An 18,816-nucleotide genomic window follows, 5' to 3' on the forward strand; every position below is an offset into this window, starting at 1 on the left:
AAGACTTTCGGGATTTTTTTATGGACTTACCAAAAGGTCTAATGTCTTATGGTTGTTTATTTTCAATCAGTTTGTTTGTTATGACTGCTCGATGGTTTTTGATTTGTAATCAAACAAGCCTTGCTCTTTAATCTGTTGCGCAATACCTTTTGGTAGCATTGCTTCCCAGCCTTCTTCATTATTTGCGATCATTTTAAGAACCTGACGCGAAAATACATTCAGAATATCAGGATTATAATCTTCGATATCTACAACACGACCATTGTATTTAAAGAATTTGTACAACTCTTTCATTCGCGGATGTACTTTTAGATTTTCGCTGGTAAAGAATTCACCTGTTTCCGGATCGCGCATTGGATACAGATACACACGCAAATCTTTAAAGAAAAGTTTACCAAAGGCTTCTAAAATACCTCCACTCAAATGGCGGTAGTATGACTCGTCAAAAATATCGATCAAGTTGTTTACACCCATCGCAAGACCCATGCGCTCTTTAGTATAGCGTGAGAAGTACTCCACTAAACGATAATATTCTTGAAAATTTGAAATCATTACCGTGTGCCCCAGATTACATAATAATCGGGCTCTTGCCATAAAATCCTCTTCATCGATCTCACCTTCCGCCCGAAGGTTAGAAAGGGTGATTTCAAAAATCACTTCAGTATTGTCTTCTTTTACGCGATTTTCATTTAAAAAGATTTCAAGCGATTTGCGATACATGTCTGTATTAACCTTGGTCACAGGTCTAAAGCTTCCGCGAAGCGCAAGAATATTTTTCTTGTAAAGAATTTTTGCAGCAAGAATATTGTTTCCGTCAGCACCAAACATTACGGCGTCTGTAAAACCGTTTTTAACCAACTGCAAACTCATAAGACGGTTATCTACTTTAGAGAAAACCGGTCCCGAGAAGTTGATCATATCAATCTCGATCTGATCTTTATCAATATGGTCATATAAGTAGCGCAGGAGTTTTTTAGGCGAATCGTATTTGTAATAAGCGCCATAAATAAGGTTTACGCCTAGCGTACCTAAGGTAAGCTGCTGTAAACGTGCGTCAGTTTCGTGAAAACGTACGTGTAAAATTATCTCGTTAAATTCTGCCTGAGGTTCTACCTGATATTTTATACCTACCCAACCGTGACCTTTATATTTTTTTGCAAAATCAATAGTCGCTACGGTATTTGCGTACGTAAAATAGATTTTATTAGGATGCTTCTCGCGAGAGATTCTGTTTTCTAACAGGTTTGTTTCGTGCGCAAGCATCTTTTTTAGTCGGGCTTCTGTTACATAGCGATGATCTTGCTCTACACCATATACTGCATCACTAAAATCTTTGTCATAAGCAGACATCGCCTTCGCAATGGTACCGCTCGCGCCACCGGCTCTAAAAAAATGTCTTACGGTTTCTTGTCCTGCACCAATCTCGGCAAATGTACCGTAGATGTTTTCGTTGAGATTTATTCGCAGGGCTTTATTGGTTATCGACGGGATATTTTCAAACTCTTTATCACCTTGAATCGTGATCGGCATAGCGCTTATTTTTAGGGTGAGTATTGGTGGTTTCCTTTGCGGGTTAAAGGTAACAAAATGGTAGGGCTTACAAAAAATTAAGTGTAGTTTTGTGCTAAATTTCACAGGTTTGAGAATCACCTTTTTAGGCACAGGCACATCACAAGGAATCCCCATTATTGGGAGCACACACCCGGTTTGTAAGAGCGAAGACCCCCGAGACAAACGTTTGCGTGTGTCACTTTTAATAGAATTTGAAGGCGCAAATTATGTGATAGATTGCGGTCCAGATTTTAGACAACAAATGTTGACCCATAATGTAAATCATCTTGAAGCATTGCTGTTTACTCATGAGCACGCAGATCATACTGCGGGCCTTGATGATATCAGACCCTTTTTTTTCAGACAAGGAGACATACCGGTTTATGCGCATCAGCGGGTAATTGGCGAACTCAAAAAGCGTTTTGAATATATTTTTAAGACCGAGAACAGATATCCCGGTGCACCTGCTGTAGCACTATTTGAGGTTATCAACAATCAGCCATTCATCATAAATAATTTACAGGTTGAGCCTATAAATGTTATGCACGGTAAACTTCAGGTTTTTGGCTACCGTTTTGGCTCTTTTGCGTATCTCACTGATGTCAAAACCATTGCAGCTGAAGAAAAACAAAAACTACGAGATCTTGATGTTTTGGTGGTAAATGCTTTGCGAGAGGAACCGCATTATTCGCATTTTAATCTAGAGGAAGCGCTTGCTTTTGTAGCCGAGATCAAACCAAAACAAACTTATTTTACACATATTAGTCATTTGCTGGGCTTTCACGCAGAGGTTGAAAAACAACTGCCTGACAACGTACATCTGGCTTATGACGGACTTCAATTAGAACTTTAAGCTATGCGCAGAAACATTTTTATGTATTTGTTTTTATTTACTGCTCTTTGGGTGGTATTTCAATACGTGAATTCTACTAAGGTATATGAGTCTCAAGAAAAGCATATCGCCAAATTAGAACAACAACTGGCTGAGGCTGATTCTTTGCAAGCGGTACGTGAGGATGGTGGTGAGCGTTATTTTAAATTGAAAGGAAACGAGCAAGCTTATGATTATTTTGAACGCTTCGGTGTTGCCGTGGATGATCTCGAAGCCAAGATCGAAAGCGCGATCATCAGCAAAAATACCACCGAAGGAAACGCGTTAATTCCGTATGAGAATGCCACGGGAATTTTTCAGATCAATAGAGTAGAGGTGCTTAACCACAAATGGGTGATCGCCGACTTTAGCGATGGAAAACGCTGGGGCGAACTCATTCTTCTTTATTCCATTGATAAAGAAGGTGACATAACTTTTGAAACTCTGCAGAGCGTAATTTATCCTTAGTGTTGCAGTAACCAATCTTTAAGGTCAAAAAAGTTTTGCGGAGCGACACCGTGTCCTACAGGATATTCTTTCAAGTTAGATTCAATACCTAAAGTTGCTAAGTAAGGAGCGATCTTGCGCGCAGCTTCCACCGGAATAACCTGATCTACTGTACCGTGTGAACTGAATACAGAAAGGTGCTTATAGGCATTTAAATCTGATTTTGGCGTTACAATCGCTTCGTTGACATATCCGCTCAAGCCAATTACATTTTTGATCTTTTCAGGGTAAGTAAGTGCTACCGCATAACTTAAGATACAACCCTGGCTGAAGCCCAAAAGGGTCACATTTTCAGCATCAAGGTGATAAGCATCGATGGCTTCGTCAATAAAAGTTTTGATCAATTCGCGCGAAGAAACAGCCTCTTCATCGTCAGACCATTTTCCGTCTGTAGCATCCCAGTGAATGGTGTACCACGCATTGCCAAAAGGTTGCATTGCCATCGGTGCTTTTGCAGAGATCACAAAATATTCTTCAGGCAATTCTGGAGCAAAAGAAAATAGATCCTGCTCGTTGCTTCCGTAGCCGTGTAACAGCAATAATAACGGAGGTTTTTCCGAAGTTTTTTTAGGTCTTTGTATAAGATGTTCTAATGAAAGTTGCGTCATATTATTCTATAAATCTAAACCACTTTTGATAGTATTTGCCCAGCAGTGGTACCGGTACGATATTTCCTTGAATGGCATTTACAAAGCCATAACCCCAGAGAATAAATATGAAAATATAAAAACCGAAGGATGCCGGCCAGCTATTCAAGAACGAAACTAAAAATCCTAAAGCAAAGAAGGTTAGAAAAATCCCAAATGCTTGACGTATATGAAAACGCGCAAACGGATTTTTAGGTTCCATATTCATAAAAATAGCGATGATCGCGCCTAGCATGGTCAAGTATGCGACTATCGCTGAAGTTTTACCGTTTTTAATGTCTTCTGTTGTCATTTAAGAAGCTATAAATTGGTTATTTGATATAATTCCATAAACTTTTCCTTTTAATTTAGCTCCTAAGAATGCTGTGTTTTTAGACTTAGAAAGAATATGCTCTTTACCAAACACTGTAGTTCCTTTAGTCGTAAATAAACTGAGATTTGCCGGTTGACCGATTTCAATTTTTGATTTTACTTGGGTAAAGCGTTCTTGAGCCGCGGTAAGTAATTTTACAGCTCTTTTTTCAGAAACTAATGTGAGTAGAGCACTCCAAGTAGCTTCTTGAGCAATGGTACCAAATTTAGCGTGATCAAACTCCAGTTTTTTTAATTCAATATCAAGCGGATTATGATCACTGGTGACCATATCAATCGTACCGTCTTTAATTCCGGCAATGAGCGCTTGACGATCGGTTTCTGTACGTAAGGGCGGAAGCACTTTATAGCGGGTGTCAAATTCATTAAGCATCGCTTCCGTGTAAAATAAATTTACAATAGCAACGCTACAGGTTACGTCAAGGCCTTTTGCTTTAGCTTCTTTAATCAGAGCAACACTTTGAGCGGTAGAAATGGTTGGGATGTGCAATTTACCACCGGTGTATTCTAAAATATATAAGTCACGCGCCACTTGAATGTGTTCGGCCAAAGAAGGAATACCTTTTAAACCAAGGCTAATAGCTGTTTCTCCTTCATTGGCAACACCTTTTATAATCAAATCATCTTCTTGCGGAAAAGACAAAACTAAACCATCAAATCCCTGAGCATATTGCAGCGCGATCTTGATAAGATTAGGATTGGATATCGCGTTCTGGTAATCACCAAACGCCACGGCTCCTGCTTGTTGCATGTCGTACAGTTCGGCGAGATCAACCCCGGAAGCATTTTTTGTGAGTGCGCCAATAGGATGCAAATTAACCGCATTACCGGCTGCTTTATTTTTTAGGAACGCCACCGAAGCATTGTTGTCAATGACTGGTGCGCTGTTAGCATTTACAGCGATAGAAGTAAAGCCACTTTTACCGGCAACTTTTAACGCATTGCTTATTGTTTCTCGTTCTTCAAAGCCTGGCTCACCAACGCTAACGCTGCTGTCAAACCAACCGGGAGAAACGCTTAAATTTTCAAACTGAAGCTCTTCTTCGTTATTTTTTGGGGTTAGATCGGTACCTATTTCAGTGATGATCCCGTTTTCAATTCTTAGATCTACTTGTTTTCCGTGATGTTCATTACTCTCATCCAGGAGGGTTGCCTTGGTGATACGTGCGTTCATTTAAACTTTTTTAGAAGAAGCATTTCGGCTAGAAATGCGAGCAGTGCAAAAATAACAAACCATTTGTAAAGTAAATTAAGATTTGTGTCTTGTTCTAGCTTATTAAATAGGTCTGGGATGTTGGTTTCAAAATCTATATTTTCAGCAGTTATGGCTTCAAGCGGCCTTAAATTGCTTTCTGCTCTATCAAAATTATACGCGACCATTGCCAGCGTATCTTGCTTGTATTTTACTACGTAGAGTCCGTCGTTTTTAATTCCTTCTTGGGTGTCTATACTTACTTTCTCGCCGCGTTTTTGCTGAAGCGGAATAAACGCCTGCTCTTGCTGTTCTAGAGTGAGCACTGCATCGTCAGGCAAGGGTGTGGTTATGTCAAAAGTATTTTTACTGCCAATGGAATAATACATCTGAGGAAGCTTTAAAGCTTCGGTAGCAATTTTATCAAAAGTTGGAACGATGAGTTGACCATTGATGAAGTTGCTGTTGGTACTCGTTAAACTTCCTGTAAATAGATATAGCCGATTATTTTCAGCCAAAAACGGGGCATTATTTTCTAAACTTAAAATCGCGTCTGTGGTAGCTATTGGGAAATAAGCTTCCACCTGATGGGTTTGTAAATTAGAAGACCTTCCTGTAAAAACATTTTGGTATAAAGGATGGTCATAATTGATCGTTGTGATGCGTTGTGAAGCTTCAATTTTTGATTGAAAACCAGCGAACCCGTAAGCGTTTAGGAGGCTGTTGTAGTTCGTCGCAGCGGCATTCATGTTAGGGATAAGCAACAGGGTTCCGCCGTTTTGGGTATGTTTTTTTAAAGCATTGATCAGTGCTGTCGAAATACGTTGCGGTTCATTTAGGATAATTAAATCCTGATCGTCTAGTATGCTGTATTCTAGTTGATCTTCGGCGACATTGGTATAGGAAAACTGTGGTTCTTGATACAACCTACTCAGAAAAGTATCTTCCGCATTTGAAACGGCGAGCACCTTTAGCGCTTCTGTCGTGTTAATGCTGAAATAAAAATCATTATCAAACTTTAAATCCGGAGTTGTAATACTCAGCCTTCCTTGAATAGCAGCCCCAGAAGTCAATTGAAACTGAATTTTTGAATGCTTCGAATTTTCAAAAGTGGCAGAACCCTTGGCGATCAGTTTTTCTTTATCAAATAATGAAACCGGTACGTCTTGGGTGATCGAGGTGGTGCTTGCTAAAAAAACATCTAGTGAATACGCTGCACTAACCCGATTGAGGTGCAGACTGTCTATACTGATATTTTCTAGAGTAGTAGGCTCTAACAGTACGCGATGCTCTGTTTTGTTCAAAGAATCTAATTGTGAACTCCATCCTGTATCTTGAAAATCAGAAATAAGAATTCGTTGTCTAGAGCTTTCATCTCTGGTTGAAAATACGTTATTCAGCCGCATTCGCAGGCTTTGAACATCAATGGTTTTCTGAGTAAAATCTAAGTCTAAGAGTTCGTTACGATCGGTCACAGGATTAAAATCACGCAACACGTCATCCCAAGTGACTAGTGTATAGCGCTCATCCTTAGGCAGAGCAGCTATAAGTTCTTGTTTAGCCTCGGTAAGTAAGTTGCCTTTTTTACCTGTAGCTTGCATACTGAAAGAATTATCAATAAAAATAACCGTTTCTTGAGGTTGTAACGCGCGCTGAGAATTTGGAATAAATGGTTCGGCGAAAGCAAAGATTAAAAAAGTAAGCGCAAGTAAGCGCGTGCAGAGCACCAACCATTTTTTTAAGGTACTGCTTTTACGGGTGTTTTGAATTACGGTTTCAAGAAAGGCGACGTTAGTAAATGGTGTTTTTTTGTAACGTCTAAGCTGAAATAAATGAATGAGAATAGGAATAAGTAGCAGAAAAAGCGCGTAAAGAATTTCAGGATTTTTAAACTGCATACAAGTTTACATTTCTCAGTAAACGAAAATACTGGTTTTAGAAATTATTACGTCTTATTGAAGCGTTTTATTCTCTTAATTTTTTAATGCGGAAGTGTCATTCTCAGGACCTGCGATTTGAGTAGGGATATCTTGTTTTCTAGCAGAAAAGCTAAACGTACTTCCCTCTCCTTCCACCGAAGCTACACTGATGCGCCCGCCTAAGTTGGCCACAAGTTTTTTTACGGTAGATAAGCCAATACCATTGCCGCGGTTTCCGTTTTTGTCTTTGGAGGCTACAATAGAAAAAAGCTCAAAAATTTTATCGATTTTATCCTGCGGAATTCCAATCCCATTATCAATAACTTCAAAACGATAAAAATCACTGTCTTCGGTAAATGTCACTGTGATCTCAGGTTCTTCTTTATCATTGTATTTGATACTGTTGCCTAAAAGATTGATAAAAATCTGATGCAAAGCAGCACGATTACAGGAGATGATATGATTGGCTTCCGGCAAATGAATAACGGTTTTATAGTCGTGATTGAGCATATCTTCAACTTCCTCAAGAAGATCGTGAATGTCAAACGAGTCTCGCTGATCTATAGTTAAATTATCACTCTCATAGTGTTGCAAAATTCCGCTTATATACTCGCTTAGCGAAAAAGAAGAACTTTTAAGGTAGTTAAGATAATCGAGCCCTTTTTCATCTAAAAGCTCTTTGTATTTTGCCTTAAGAATATCTGTAGTGGTGATAATATTCGCTAGCGGCATTTTCATATCGTGAGAAACTACTCCGGCAAATTCTTTAAGAAGACTATTTTTTTTGAGAAGGTTTTTCTGAAGCGCCTTATTCTCAATATTCTGGCGACGGAGTTCAAAAAGATTGACTACTTGACTGGCCAAAGCGATCAATGTACTCACCTGGTGCTCGTTGAGCGTACGGGGCTCGTGATCAAATACACAAAGAGTTCCTAAAGCGTGCCCGCCTTTATCCACTAGCGGAACGCCCGCATAAAAAATGGCTTTCATAGGGCCGGTAACCAGCGGATTGTCTTTAAATCGGTCATCCTCGCGCGCGTCAGGGATGATAAAAATGGGATCGTGGGTTTGAATTGCGTGCGTACAAAATGAAATTTCACGCGGAGACTCATTAAACGGAACTCCGTAATGCGATTTTAAAAAATTACGATTATAATCAAGCATAGTGATCAATGCAATGGGAGTGCCGCAGATATACGAGGCGATCTGTGTGATATTATCGTAACTCTTTTCAGGCAGCGTGCCCACCAGTTTGTAAGAGTCTACCGCCTTTTGTCGTTTCTTTTCGTCTATTTTCACTATACTCATTGCTTATAAATATAAGCATTTAACTTAATTGAAGGTCCGTGTTAGGCACTTACTTTTTGAATCGTAAAGTCAAATGTAGCTCCTTCACCTTCGGTACTGCTCACACTTATAATTCCACCTAAGGAATGCACCAGATTACGCACCGTAGAAAGGCCAATGCCGTTGCCTTTTTTTCCTTTATTATCTGTTTCTGAAGCAATACTAAATAAGTCAAAAATAGAATCTAACTTATCTGCTGCAATGCCCTTACCGTTGTCATTTATTTGTATGTAATAATAAGCGTGATCCTCAACACAGTTGATGGTAATTATACCGGTGTCTTTGTCGTTGTACTTTAAACTGTTAGTGATGAGATTCAGAAGAATTTGTTGTACTGCAGATTTGCTGCTGTTCAGTTCATTGCCAGATTCGGGTAAGTTTATAATGTAGTCTTCACTTATTTTAAGCAAATCGATAATCTCTTCCAACAGATGGTGCAGATCAAATTTTTCTAAGTTTTTAACTTGAAGCTCTTCACTCTCATAATACGATAGCAAATTGTCAATATAGTCACTTAGCGAAAATGAAGATTGTTTTAAATAAGACAAGTAATCTATGCCTTGCTCATCAAGTTTAGGAGCGTATTTAGCCCGAAGAATATCAGTCGTGACGATCATATTAGCTAAGGGCATTTTCATGTCGTGCGAAACCGTTCCGGCAAACTTTTTTAATTGCTCATTTTTCTTTGTCAATAATTGTTCAACCTCTTGCAATTGCAAATTGCTACGTCTAAGCTCAAAAAGGTTTTCAACTTGCAAGGCGAGATCTTTAAGTGCGCTTATTTGTGCTTCGGAAAGATTTCTAGGCTTATGATCAATTATGCACAACGTACCTATAGGATTTCCTGTTTTTGATAAGAGCGGTACACCGGCGTAAAAGATCACGGGATAATCTGAGGTTAATAAAGGGTTTCCTTTAAAACGCTCGTCTAAGCGAGAATCAGGAATAATGGTGATCTCGCGAGGCTGAAGAATTGCGTGAGCACAAAATGAAATATCTCTAGCGGTGTCACAAAGATCCCAACCTATTTTTGCTTTAAACCATTGTTTGTCCGCATCAATTAACGAAACCAAAGCAATAGGCACTTCACAGATCGCAGCAGCCAAACGCGTTATCGTGTCGTAATTAGGATCAGGTTCGGTATGTAACAACGCCAACTGCCTCAACTCTGAAAGGCGAATTTGTTCATTACCGGGTAGTGCTGGTTTCTGCATAAGTTGGTGGGTATTGTGCTCTTTAGCAACGGTCTAAAATACACTATTCTGATGAAAAAATCCAATCAGGAATATTGTTTATAAAAATAATTATAGTGTTCTAAAATAAATCTTTTTCAAAAGCGCTAAGTCCGAATAAGGCGAAATCATATTTTACAGGATCAATAGGGTCTAAGCGTCTTAATTGTTTGTCGAGTTCTGCCAAAGCGATCGCGTCGTTTTGCTTTCGTTTTAATAATCCTAATTGGCGCGCAACCCGCCCGGAATGTACATCTAAGGGGCACGAAAGAAATGCAGGAGACAAACTTGACCAAATGCCAAAATCTACACCTGCGGTGTTAGGCCTTACCATCCAGCGCAGAAACATATTGATGCGTTTTGCGGCAGATTTTTTTAATGGATCGCTCACGTGCTTTAGCGTACGGGGCTCGTGTTCAATTTCAAAAAAATGTTTTTTAAAGTGATGAATTGCGGTTTGCAGTTCGTTATTCATAACATAACTGCTAAAAATAGCTTCAAGACCGTAATGATTGGTGTAAATATGTCGTAGACCTTTAATAAAAGTAATCAAGTCGTTTCCGTTAAAGGTGCGGTGTACAAAGTGCTGTAAACACTCAAGATCCTGCTCGGTATGGTTCATTACAAAATTATACGGACTGTTGTCTAACAATTCAATAAGGCTATTACCATTTTTAATTATGCTTTTGCGGTTACCCCAAGCAATCGTCGCCACTAGAAAGCCTATTATCTCTATATCTTCTTTTTTACTGAATTGATGCGGAATCTGTATTGGGTCTGTACCAATAAATTTGGGACTCTCGTAGAGTGCAGCTTTTTCGTCTAAAAATTCTTTGAGTTCGCTTTTCTTGAGTCTAAGAGATGATTTTGCCATCTACCATAGTAAGTTTGCGATCAGCCATTGCGGCAAGATCTTCGTTATGCGTTACGATTACAAAAGTTTGATTATAAGTGTCGCGCAGCTTAAAAAAGAGTTGGTGCAAATTTTCAGCAGATTCACTATCTAAATTACCAGAAGGTTCATCGGCGAGAATGAGTGCAGGCTCGTTTATTAAAGAACGCGCAACAGCCACTCGTTGTTGTTCACCTCCGGAGAGTGCTCCGGGCTTATGATGAATGCGTTTGCTGAGACCTAGAAAACTTAGTAATTCTTTCGCTTTAGCTTCTGCTTCCTCTTTATTTTTCTTTGCGATAAAAGCCGGAATACACACATTTTCTAAAGCAGTGAATTCAGGTAGTAATTGATGAAACTGAAAAATAAACCCAATATTCAGATTACGGAATTTACTCAGCTCTTTTTCGTTGAGGTTAGCAATTTGCGTATCATTAATTTGTAGCGAAGTGTTTGCCTTTTTATCTGCACGGTCTAAGGTTCCTAGAATCTGAAGCAAGGTTGTTTTTCCGGCGCCACTGGCACCAACTACTGAGACTACCTCACCATTTTCAATTAAAAGATCTACGCCTTTTAAGACCTGAACATCACCGTAAGATTTGTATATATTTTCAGCTTTTATCATAATGTGTAAACTTGTGAGCTGCGTAAGCCGGTGTTGAGGTTTACGACTACTTGCTTGCTTAAAATTATATCTCGTTTTTGACTTTAAGCAACAAGATTCAAAGATACTACAGTATAAAAGATCTGCATCTTTGCACTTAAAATTTGTTTTTGTTTAATGATTTGAGCAAATGTATTAACAAAAGGTTAAACAGGGCTTGAGTTAAAAAGGAGATTCTAAATTTGTTATGCTATGAAAGAAAATTTGATGAAAGCTACTTTCGCTAACGGTTGCTTTTGGTGTACCGAAGCGGTTTTTCAACGCTTTAAAGGAATTTATAATGTACAAAGTGGTTATACGGGAGGGATGATTAAAAATCCGCCGTATCGTGAAGTATGTCAGGGTAGAACCGGGCACGCCGAAGGAATTCAGTTTGATTATGATCCAGAGATGATCAGCTATCAAGAATTGCTAGAAGTGTTTTTTACCACACACGACCCTACCACTTTAAATAGACAAGGTAATGACGTAGGTACACAGTACCGAAGCGCGATTTTCTATCACAATGAAGAACAGCGTCAACAAGCAGAGGATTATATTGCGTATCTTGACGAGCAAGCAGTTTTTGATGCAAAAATTGTAACCGAAGTTACCCCGGCAAAACCTTTTTATATCGCAGAAGAAGAGCATCACTCTTTTTACAACAAGCATACAGAACAAGGGTATTGTCAGTTTATAATCAATCCTAAAGTCAATAAAATAAAGAAGCTATACCAAGATAAATTACAAGAGGTGTATCTTTAGATAAAACAAGCATTTATGGCTCCCTATAGAAAATTTGAAGAATATAATATCAGTGTGCAAGATGATGTCAAAGATAGATACAAAGCGATCATTTCAGATCTTGGAGAAGACGTAAACCGAGAGGGTATTGTTAAAACTCCTGAACGTGCGGCCAAAGCCATGATGTATTTAACCAGCGGTTATGATATGGATGCTAGTGAAATTTTAAAAGGAGCTATGTTTAAGGAGGATTACAACGAAATGGTCATCGTAAAAAACATTGAGTTGTATTCCCTTTGTGAGCACCATTTGTTACCCTTCTTTGGAAAAGCTCATATAGCTTATATTCCTAACGGTCATATCGTAGGCTTGAGTAAATTACCACGCGTAGTAGATGTATTCTCGAGAAGATTGCAAGTTCAGGAGCGTCTTACGCACGATATTTTAGAATGTATAAATACCACCTTGAAGCCTCAGGGTGTTGCCGTGGTTATCGAAGCTTCGCACATGTGTATGATGATGCGCGGGGTGCAGAAGCAAAATTCAACCACGACAACATCAGGATTTAGAGGTCAATTTGAGCATAATGAAACACGCAATGAGTTTTTAAAACTCATAGGTTCAGATCTTAGTTAGTTTGGCAGGTTATTTGCTCTATTAAAATTGATTACCAGAGATTTGACAACTGCGTTTAGGGTCAAATATTTTAACCCAATTTAAAATTGATACTATGAGAACTTTAAATTATAATTTGCTTTTCAAGGGTTTATTTTTTGATGCGATAGGAATGCTTACCATGGCAATACCGGTAGTTGGGCCTTTTTTAGATTTAGCTTGGGCTCCGGTTGCTGCAAAACAAATGACTAAAATGTATCCCGGTAGAAACGGGAAATTCGCATCCATTTTAGTATTTATTGAGGAGCTATTACCTTTTACAGATATAATTCCATCATTTACATTGATGTGGATTTACACGTATCTTTTAAGTTCAGAACCTAAAAGAAATTTAAAAACGATACCCATTAAAGTGAATCGATAAATAAAAAGAGCGACGTAATTACGTCGCTCTTTTTTTATGCGGATGAGTTGCACTAAGATGCTTCCTCAATTTTTTCTTCCATCCATTTCACAGCTTCCTCCAGGTCGTCAAAAATTCCGAACGGATTGTGATAAAATTTACCTTCGATCTTAGCTATATCTTTACTTAGTTTTGAAAAAGGTACGATTGCAAAAGCTTTCAGAGATTCAACGGTGTTTAGCTGCGTATATATTAAAGGATTGATGCTGTAACTATGTTTCCTTACCGAAATATACCCAAAAGGCTTCCCGTCAAAGTGCTTTAAGCAAGCTTCTAGAAATGCTTTACGCTCTTTATCATCAAAATTTACACTAGGGTTTACATAACCCATAGCGATGTTCTTAGTGAATTCAATTACACCAATACCTAAATCAAGACGTTTTTCGATTTTCAAAATATATTCTCCTAATATTCAATAACTAAGCTATAAAAAAAGCCGCGTATGAGCGGCTTTTGAGAGTTAATGTTTCGACAATTTTTAGGACTGCGCAGAATTTTCAGTTTTTTCTATTGAAATGCTCAGTTCTTCTTTGCCATCTTCAAGATCCATAAAAATGCGATCTCCTTCACTAATATTTGAAGTGATGATTTCTTCCGCTAAAGCATCCTCAATGTACTTCTGAATTGCACGCTTTAGAGGTCGGGCACCATACTCCTTGTCAAAACCTTTATCACTAATGAAGTCTTTAGCTTTGTCACTTAATTTTAAGTGATAGCCAAGCGTTTCAATTCGCGCATACAGTTTTTTCAATTCGATATCAATGATCTGATGAATTTCTTTGCGATCAAGAGCATTGAACACAATTACGTCATCCACACGATTTAAAAATTCTGGAGCAAAAGCCTTCTTCAATGCTTGTTGTATAATGCCTTTTGCATTTTCTTCGGCTTGTTCCTTACGGGCAGCGGTACCAAAACCTACGCCTTGTCCAAAGTCTTTAAGTTTACGTGCTCCAATATTTGAAGTCATAATGATCACCGTATTTCTAAAGTCGATCTTGCGACCTAGAGAATCTGTGATATAGCCATCATCAAGCACTTGAAGCAACATATTAAATACGTCAGGATGCGCTTTTTCGATCTCATCAAGAAGAATTACTGAATAAGGTTTTCTTCGCACTTTCTCAGTCAACTGACCGCCCTCTTCATAACCTACGTATCCCGGAGGTGCACCAATTAAGCGAGAAACAGCGAACTTCTCCATATACTCACTCATATCGATACGTACTAGAGAATCTTCGTTATCAAATAATTCTGTAGCAAGAATCTTAGCTAATTGCGTTTTACCTACACCCGTTTGACCAAGGAAGATAAAAGAACCAATTGGCTTCTGCGGATCTTTCAGACCTGCGCGGTTACGTTGTATTGCTTTTGCAACTTTGGCTACGGCATCATCCTGACCAATAACTTTAGATTTTATTGATTTTGGTAATTCGGCCAACTTGTTACTTTCGGTTTTAGCGATACGATTTACAGGGATTCCAGACATCATAGAAACCACATCAGCAACATTATCTTCAGTTACCGTTTCTCTATGTTGTTTAGAATCTTCTTCCCAGTTTTGCTGAGCAACGGCAAGTTCTTTTTCAAGATTTTTTTCATCATCTCTCAGCTTTGCAGCTTCTTCATATTTCTGCTTTTTAACCACAGAATTTTTGCGCTCACGTACTTCTTCTAACTGACGCTCCAGATCAAGAATCTTTTTAGGAACATCAATATTCACAATGTGCACACGTGATCCTGCTTCGTCTAAAGCATCAATAGCTTTGTCCGGCAGAAAACGATCAGTCATATATCTATTGGTAAGCGTAACACAAGCTTTTATTGCTTCGGGTGTGTAGATTACATTATGATGATCCTCGTATTTATCCTTAATGTTATTTAGGATTTCGACAGTCTCATCAATATTTGTAGGCTCTACGATCACTTTCTGAAAACGACGCTCTAAAGCACCATCTTTCTCGATATACTGGCGATATTCATCAAGTGTAGTGGCACCAATGCATTGAATTTCTCCACGTGCAAGAGCCGGTTTAAACATATTACTCGCGTCTAAAGATCCTGTTGCGCCACCGGCACCAACAATGGTATGGATCTCATCGATGAACAGAATAATATCAGAATTCTTTTCTAATTCATTCATTACGGCTTTCATACGCTCTTCAAACTGACCGCGGTATTTAGTGCCTGCAACTAAGCTTGCAAGATCTAATGTAACCACGCGCTTATCAAAAAGTATACGAGAAACCTTACGTTTTACAATGCGTAGCGCAAGCCCTTCAGCAATAGCCGATTTACCTACACCAGGCTCACCAATAAGCAGCGGATTGTTTTTCTTACGTCTACTCAAAATTTGAGAAACACGTTCTATTTCTTTTTCTCGCCCCACTACCGGATCGAGTTTATCTTCTTCAGCCATTGCGGTAAGATCACGACCGAAGTTATCCAAAACAGGAGTTTTAGATTTTTTATTTGATTTATTTCCGGGAGCATTAAATGGATTTTCCTTAGAAGATTCTGCTGTGCTGTCATCTTCACTGAAAGATTCATTTTTAATAGGCTCTATATAATCGTCGTCGCTTGTCATCATAAGTTTAAATTGATCTTTTACGTTGTCATAATCCACTTTGAGTTTGTTAAGCAACTTGGTTGTAGGATCATTCTCGTTGCGTAAAACACAAAGTAAAAGATGCGCCGTGTTAATAGAAGAACTCTGAAAAAGTTTAGCTTCTAAAAAAGTTGTTTTTAAAGCACGCTCTGCCTGTCTGGTAAGATGTAGATTTTTCTTCTCATTGCTGGCTAAGCCAGAACCCGGATTCGCCGGACTAAGAATTTCAACTTTGCGCCTTAAGTGGCTTAAGTCTACATCTAACGCCTGTAAAATCTCGATGGCTTTGCCGCTTCCGTCACGTAATAAACCTAACATCAAATGTTCGGTTCCTATAAAATCGTGTCCTAAACGCAAAGCTTCTTCTTTACTATAGGCTATAACATCTTTAACTCGAGGGGAAAAATTATCATCCATAAACGCTCCAATCTTTTCTTAGGTTTTTGGTAATAATAAGTCAAAAACCGTTCCGTTGATTACTTTGTAAGTAAATTGACAAAATTACTTTCAAAGACACAATGGAAGTTAAGCATACTTATCAAAAACCAAAACTAATTTTTGTTAATAAAAAGCAGGATGGGATGCGGCGCCAAACGGCGAAAACAGACAAGAAAACCGTATATTGCCCCATACTGTTTAAACCACAATTAAAGATAAATATATATGGCTGAAGGAGAGAAGTTAATTCCTATCAACATTGAAGATGAAATGAAATCAGCCTACATTGATTATTCAATGTCGGTCATCGTGTCACGTGCATTACCTGATGTACGCGACGGTTTAAAACCTGTACATAGACGTGTTTTATTTGGAATGCACGAGCTGGGTGTTCGTTCAAATACCTCTCATAAAAAATCAGCGAGAATCGTTGGGGAAGTTTTAGGTAAATACCACCCGCACGGGGATTCTTCGGTTTACGATACTATGGTGCGTATGGCTCAGGAGTGGAGCTTGCGCTATATGCTGGTTGATGGTCAAGGTAACTTTGGGTCTGTAGATGGTGACAGCCCTGCAGCAATGCGTTATACCGAAGCACGTATGCGCAAGATTTCTGAAGAAATGCTTGCTGATATTGATAAAGATACGGTTGATCATACTTTAAACTTTGACGATACTTTAAAAGAACCTACCGTTTTACCTACGCGTATTCCAGGGCTTTTAGTAAATGGAGCATCTGGTATTGCTGTTGGTATGGCTACAAATATGCCTCCGCACAACCTTACCGAGGTCGTTAATGGTACTGTTGCATACATCGAGAATAACGATATCGAGATAGATGAGTTAATGCACCACATCACAGCACCAGATTTTCCTACCGGAGGAACAATCTATGGCTATGATGGGGTGCGCGAAGCTTTTAAAACGGGTCGCGGCCGTGTGGTATTAAGAGCTAAAGCGATCATCGAAGAGGTAAAAGGGAGAGAGTGTATCATAGTTAGCGAGATTCCATATCAGGTGAATAAAGCTGATATGATTAAGAAAACCGCAGATCTTGTCAACGAGAAGAAAATTGACGGTATCGCTTCTATACGTGATGAGTCTGACCGTAAGGGAATGCGTATTGTATACGTATTGAAGCGTGATGCAATTCCTAATATCGTTTTAAACACGTTATATAAGTATACCGCGCTACAATCATCGTTTAGCGTAAATAATATTGCATTGGTTAACGGAAGACCAGAAATGCTGAATCTTAAAGATATGATTCATCATTTTGTGGAGCACCGTCACGAGGTAGTCGTTCGTCGTACCCAGTACGAATTAAAAAAGGCTGAAGACCGCGCACATATTTTAGAAGGATTGATAATCGCATCAGATAATATTGATGAAGTTATTGCCCTGATTCGTGCTAGTAGTAATGCCGAAGAAGCTCGCGAAAAATTAATTGAGCGTTTTGAGCTTACTGAAATTCAGGCGCGTGCAATAGTAGAAATGCGATTAAGACAGCTTACCGGTCTGGAGCAGGATAAACTACGTGAAGAATATGAGGAGCTCTTAAAAACCATTGAAGACTTAAAAGATATTCTTGCCCGCAAAGAGCGTAGAATGGATATTATTAAGGAAGAGCTTGAGGAGATTAAAGCCAAGTATGGTGATGACCGCCGTACTGATATTGATATTGCGGGTGGTGATGTTAGTATCACAGACCTTATTCCTGACGAAAAAGTAGTACTTACTATTTCTCACGCCGGTTATGTTAAGCGAACTTCTCTTATGGAATATAAGACCCAAAATAGAGGAGGAGTAGGTCAAAAAGGTTCTACCACGCGTAATGAGGATTTCTTAGAGCATCTGTTTGTAGGAACTAATCATCAGTATCTGATTTTCTTTACTGAAAAAGGAAAATGTTTCTGGGTGCGCGTTTTTGAAATTCCTGAAGGAAGCAAAACTTCAAAAGGACGTGCAATTCAAAACCTGATCAATATTGAGCCGGATGATAAAGTGAAAGCCTTTATCTGTACTAATGATTTGAAGGATGAAGAATACATCAACAGTCATTATGTCATTATGGCAACTAAAAAAGGACAGGTTAAGAAAACTTCATTAGAGCAATACTCGAGACCACGTACTAACGGGATTAATGCAATCACTATTAAAGATGGAGACGAATTGCTTGCTGCAAAATTAACTACAGGAGACAGCCAGGTGATGCTTGCGGTTAAATCTGGTAAAGCCATTCGCTTTGAAGAAGAGAAAACCAGACCTATGGGTAGAAATGCTTCTGGTGTGCGTGGCATAACTCTTGCAGATGATAATGATGAAGTGATAGGAATGGTTGCTGTAAACGATCCTGAGTCTAATGTTCTCGTAGTTTCTGAGAACGGTTATGGTAAGCGATCACTGGTAGAAGACTACCGTGTCACCAACCGTGGCGGTAAGGGAGTAAAGACTATTTCTATTACAGAAAAAACCGGAAACCTAGTTGCGATCAATAACGTTACCGACGAAGATGATCTAATGATCATCAATAAATCTGGAATTGCCATCAGAATGGAAGTTTCAGAATTAAGAGTGATGGGCCGTGCAACTCAGGGAGTGCGCCTTATCAACCTTAAAAAAGGTGATACGATTGCAGCAGTTACCAAGGTTAAGAAAGATGAGGATGATATTGAAGATGAAGAGTTAGATGGAGTGGAAGGGGCAGCAAATGCATCTGAGTCTACCGAAGAACCAAAAAATAATAAACCTTCTTCTGATGAAGAAGAATAAATA

The 18,816-nt window shown here is 38.9% G+C and carries 17 protein-coding genes; 6 read left to right on the forward strand and 11 right to left on the reverse strand.

What is annotated here, in order from left to right:
• Window positions 1-78 precede the first annotated feature (78 nt).
• Window positions 79-1,530 carry a nicotinate-nucleotide adenylyltransferase gene (locus LDL79_RS14165; protein WP_072979508.1) on the reverse strand — a complete coding sequence of 484 codons (1,452 nt, stop codon included), beginning with the start codon at window positions 1,528-1,530 and terminating at the stop codon, window positions 79-81.
• Window positions 1,531-1,639: 109 nt separating this feature from the next.
• Between LDL79_RS14165 and LDL79_RS14170 the strand changes: the two genes are divergently transcribed.
• Window positions 1,640-2,404 (forward strand): MBL fold metallo-hydrolase, encoded by a 765-nt coding sequence (locus LDL79_RS14170; protein ID WP_225598173.1) that lies wholly within the window; start codon window positions 1,640-1,642, stop codon window positions 2,402-2,404.
• Window positions 2,405-2,407: 3 nt separating this feature from the next.
• Complete coding sequence (locus tag LDL79_RS14175) at window positions 2,408-2,890, forward strand: hypothetical protein (protein ID WP_225598174.1); 483 nt, start codon at window positions 2,408-2,410, stop codon at window positions 2,888-2,890.
• Here LDL79_RS14175 and LDL79_RS14180 read toward each other — a convergent pair.
• The 8 genes from LDL79_RS14180 to LDL79_RS14215 all read right to left on the reverse strand — a co-directional run bounded on the left by LDL79_RS14180 (window position 2,887) and on the right by LDL79_RS14215 (window position 11,155).
• Complete coding sequence (locus LDL79_RS14180; RefSeq protein WP_225598175.1) at window positions 2,887-3,537, reverse strand: alpha/beta hydrolase; 651 nt, start codon at window positions 3,535-3,537, stop codon at window positions 2,887-2,889. The genes LDL79_RS14175 and LDL79_RS14180 overlap by 4 nt on opposite strands.
• A 1-nt stretch (window position 3,538) precedes the next feature.
• Window positions 3,539-3,868, reverse strand: a complete 330-nt coding sequence (locus tag LDL79_RS14185; RefSeq protein WP_072979500.1) for a DUF4870 domain-containing protein — start codon at window positions 3,866-3,868, stop codon at window positions 3,539-3,541.
• Entirely contained in the window at window positions 3,869-5,122 is a 1,254-nt protein-coding gene (locus tag LDL79_RS14190) for a dihydroorotase (RefSeq protein ID WP_225598176.1), read from the reverse strand.
• A complete protein-coding gene (locus tag LDL79_RS14195; protein WP_225598177.1) occupies window positions 5,119-7,038 on the reverse strand; it encodes a vWA domain-containing protein in 1,920 nt (639 codons plus the stop codon). Before LDL79_RS14195 ends, LDL79_RS14190 begins: the two co-directional genes overlap by 4 nt.
• Before the next feature lie 75 nt (window positions 7,039-7,113).
• Complete coding sequence (locus LDL79_RS14200) at window positions 7,114-8,367, reverse strand: sensor histidine kinase (protein WP_072979493.1); 1,254 nt, start codon at window positions 8,365-8,367, stop codon at window positions 7,114-7,116.
• Window positions 8,368-8,408: 41 nt separating this feature from the next.
• Window positions 8,409-9,620, reverse strand: a complete 1,212-nt coding sequence (locus tag LDL79_RS14205) for a sensor histidine kinase (protein WP_225598178.1) — start codon at window positions 9,618-9,620, stop codon at window positions 8,409-8,411.
• 100 nt (window positions 9,621-9,720) lie between these two features.
• Window positions 9,721-10,512 carry a TIGR02757 family protein gene (locus tag LDL79_RS14210; RefSeq protein WP_225598179.1) on the reverse strand — a complete coding sequence of 264 codons (792 nt, stop codon included), beginning with the start codon at window positions 10,510-10,512 and terminating at the stop codon, window positions 9,721-9,723.
• Window positions 10,493-11,155 (reverse strand): ABC transporter ATP-binding protein, encoded by a 663-nt coding sequence (locus tag LDL79_RS14215; RefSeq protein WP_225598180.1) that lies wholly within the window; start codon window positions 11,153-11,155, stop codon window positions 10,493-10,495. Before LDL79_RS14215 ends, LDL79_RS14210 begins: the two co-directional genes overlap by 20 nt.
• A gap of 231 nt (window positions 11,156-11,386) precedes the next feature.
• Here LDL79_RS14215 and msrA point away from each other — a divergent pair, with 231 nt between their 5' ends.
• The 3 genes from msrA to LDL79_RS14230 all read left to right on the forward strand — a co-directional run bounded on the left by msrA (window position 11,387) and on the right by LDL79_RS14230 (window position 12,956).
• On the forward strand, window positions 11,387-11,938 hold the full coding sequence (gene msrA, locus LDL79_RS14220; RefSeq protein ID WP_225598181.1) for a peptide-methionine (S)-S-oxide reductase MsrA: 552 nt from the start codon (window positions 11,387-11,389) through the stop codon (window positions 11,936-11,938).
• Between the two features lie 15 nt (window positions 11,939-11,953).
• Window positions 11,954-12,553 (forward strand): GTP cyclohydrolase I FolE, encoded by a 600-nt coding sequence (folE, locus tag LDL79_RS14225; protein WP_072979482.1) that lies wholly within the window; start codon window positions 11,954-11,956, stop codon window positions 12,551-12,553.
• Window positions 12,554-12,647: 94 nt separating this feature from the next.
• Window positions 12,648-12,956 (forward strand): hypothetical protein, encoded by a 309-nt coding sequence (locus tag LDL79_RS14230; RefSeq protein ID WP_072979480.1) that lies wholly within the window; start codon window positions 12,648-12,650, stop codon window positions 12,954-12,956.
• 52 nt (window positions 12,957-13,008) lie between these two features.
• Here LDL79_RS14230 and LDL79_RS14235 read toward each other — a convergent pair whose 3' ends face one another.
• Window positions 13,009-13,389, reverse strand: coding sequence for a hypothetical protein (locus LDL79_RS14235; RefSeq protein ID WP_072979478.1), 381 nt, complete (start codon window positions 13,387-13,389; stop codon window positions 13,009-13,011).
• Between the two features lie 84 nt (window positions 13,390-13,473).
• Complete coding sequence (locus LDL79_RS14240) at window positions 13,474-16,020, reverse strand: ATP-dependent Clp protease ATP-binding subunit (RefSeq protein WP_072979476.1); 2,547 nt, start codon at window positions 16,018-16,020, stop codon at window positions 13,474-13,476.
• 246 nt (window positions 16,021-16,266) lie between these two features.
• Between LDL79_RS14240 and gyrA the strand changes: the two genes are divergently transcribed.
• On the forward strand, window positions 16,267-18,813 hold the full coding sequence (gene gyrA / locus LDL79_RS14245) for a DNA gyrase subunit A (RefSeq protein WP_225598182.1): 2,547 nt from the start codon (window positions 16,267-16,269) through the stop codon (window positions 18,811-18,813).
• Window positions 18,814-18,816 lie beyond the last annotated feature (3 nt).

It is taken from the genome of Leeuwenhoekiella palythoae (genome assembly GCF_020310025.1).
GTDB lineage: Bacteria > Bacteroidota > Bacteroidia > Flavobacteriales > Flavobacteriaceae > Leeuwenhoekiella > Leeuwenhoekiella palythoae.

Excerpts from the sequence above, each read along its gene's own strand:
- LDL79_RS14165 (WP_072979508.1), bottom strand. The coding sequence starts at position 1,530 with ATGCCGATCACGATTCAAGGTGATAAAGAGTTTGAAAATATCCCGTCG.
- LDL79_RS14175 (WP_225598174.1), top strand. The coding sequence starts at position 2,408 with ATGCGCAGAAACATTTTTATGTATTTGTTTTTATTTACTGCTCTTTGG.
- LDL79_RS14180 (WP_225598175.1), bottom strand. The coding sequence starts at position 3,537 with ATGACGCAACTTTCATTAGAACATCTTATACAAAGACCTAAAAAAACT.
- LDL79_RS14185 (WP_072979500.1), bottom strand. The coding sequence starts at position 3,868 with ATGACAACAGAAGACATTAAAAACGGTAAAACTTCAGCGATAGTCGCA.
- LDL79_RS14190 (WP_225598176.1), bottom strand. The coding sequence starts at position 5,122 with ATGAACGCACGTATCACCAAGGCAACCCTCCTGGATGAGAGTAATGAA.
- LDL79_RS14195 (WP_225598177.1), bottom strand. The coding sequence starts at position 7,038 with ATGCAGTTTAAAAATCCTGAAATTCTTTACGCGCTTTTTCTGCTACTT.
- LDL79_RS14200 (WP_072979493.1), bottom strand. The coding sequence starts at position 8,367 with ATGAGTATAGTGAAAATAGACGAAAAGAAACGACAAAAGGCGGTAGAC.
- LDL79_RS14205 (WP_225598178.1), bottom strand. The coding sequence starts at position 9,620 with ATGCAGAAACCAGCACTACCCGGTAATGAACAAATTCGCCTTTCAGAG.
- LDL79_RS14210 (WP_225598179.1), bottom strand. The coding sequence starts at position 10,512 with ATGGCAAAATCATCTCTTAGACTCAAGAAAAGCGAACTCAAAGAATTT.
- LDL79_RS14215 (WP_225598180.1), bottom strand. The coding sequence starts at position 11,155 with ATGATAAAAGCTGAAAATATATACAAATCTTACGGTGATGTTCAGGTC.
- msrA (WP_225598181.1), top strand. The coding sequence starts at position 11,387 with ATGAAAGAAAATTTGATGAAAGCTACTTTCGCTAACGGTTGCTTTTGG.
- folE (WP_072979482.1), top strand. The coding sequence starts at position 11,954 with ATGGCTCCCTATAGAAAATTTGAAGAATATAATATCAGTGTGCAAGAT.
- LDL79_RS14230 (WP_072979480.1), top strand. The coding sequence starts at position 12,648 with ATGAGAACTTTAAATTATAATTTGCTTTTCAAGGGTTTATTTTTTGAT.
- LDL79_RS14240 (WP_072979476.1), bottom strand. The coding sequence starts at position 16,020 with ATGGATGATAATTTTTCCCCTCGAGTTAAAGATGTTATAGCCTATAGT.
- gyrA (WP_225598182.1), top strand. The coding sequence starts at position 16,267 with ATGGCTGAAGGAGAGAAGTTAATTCCTATCAACATTGAAGATGAAATG.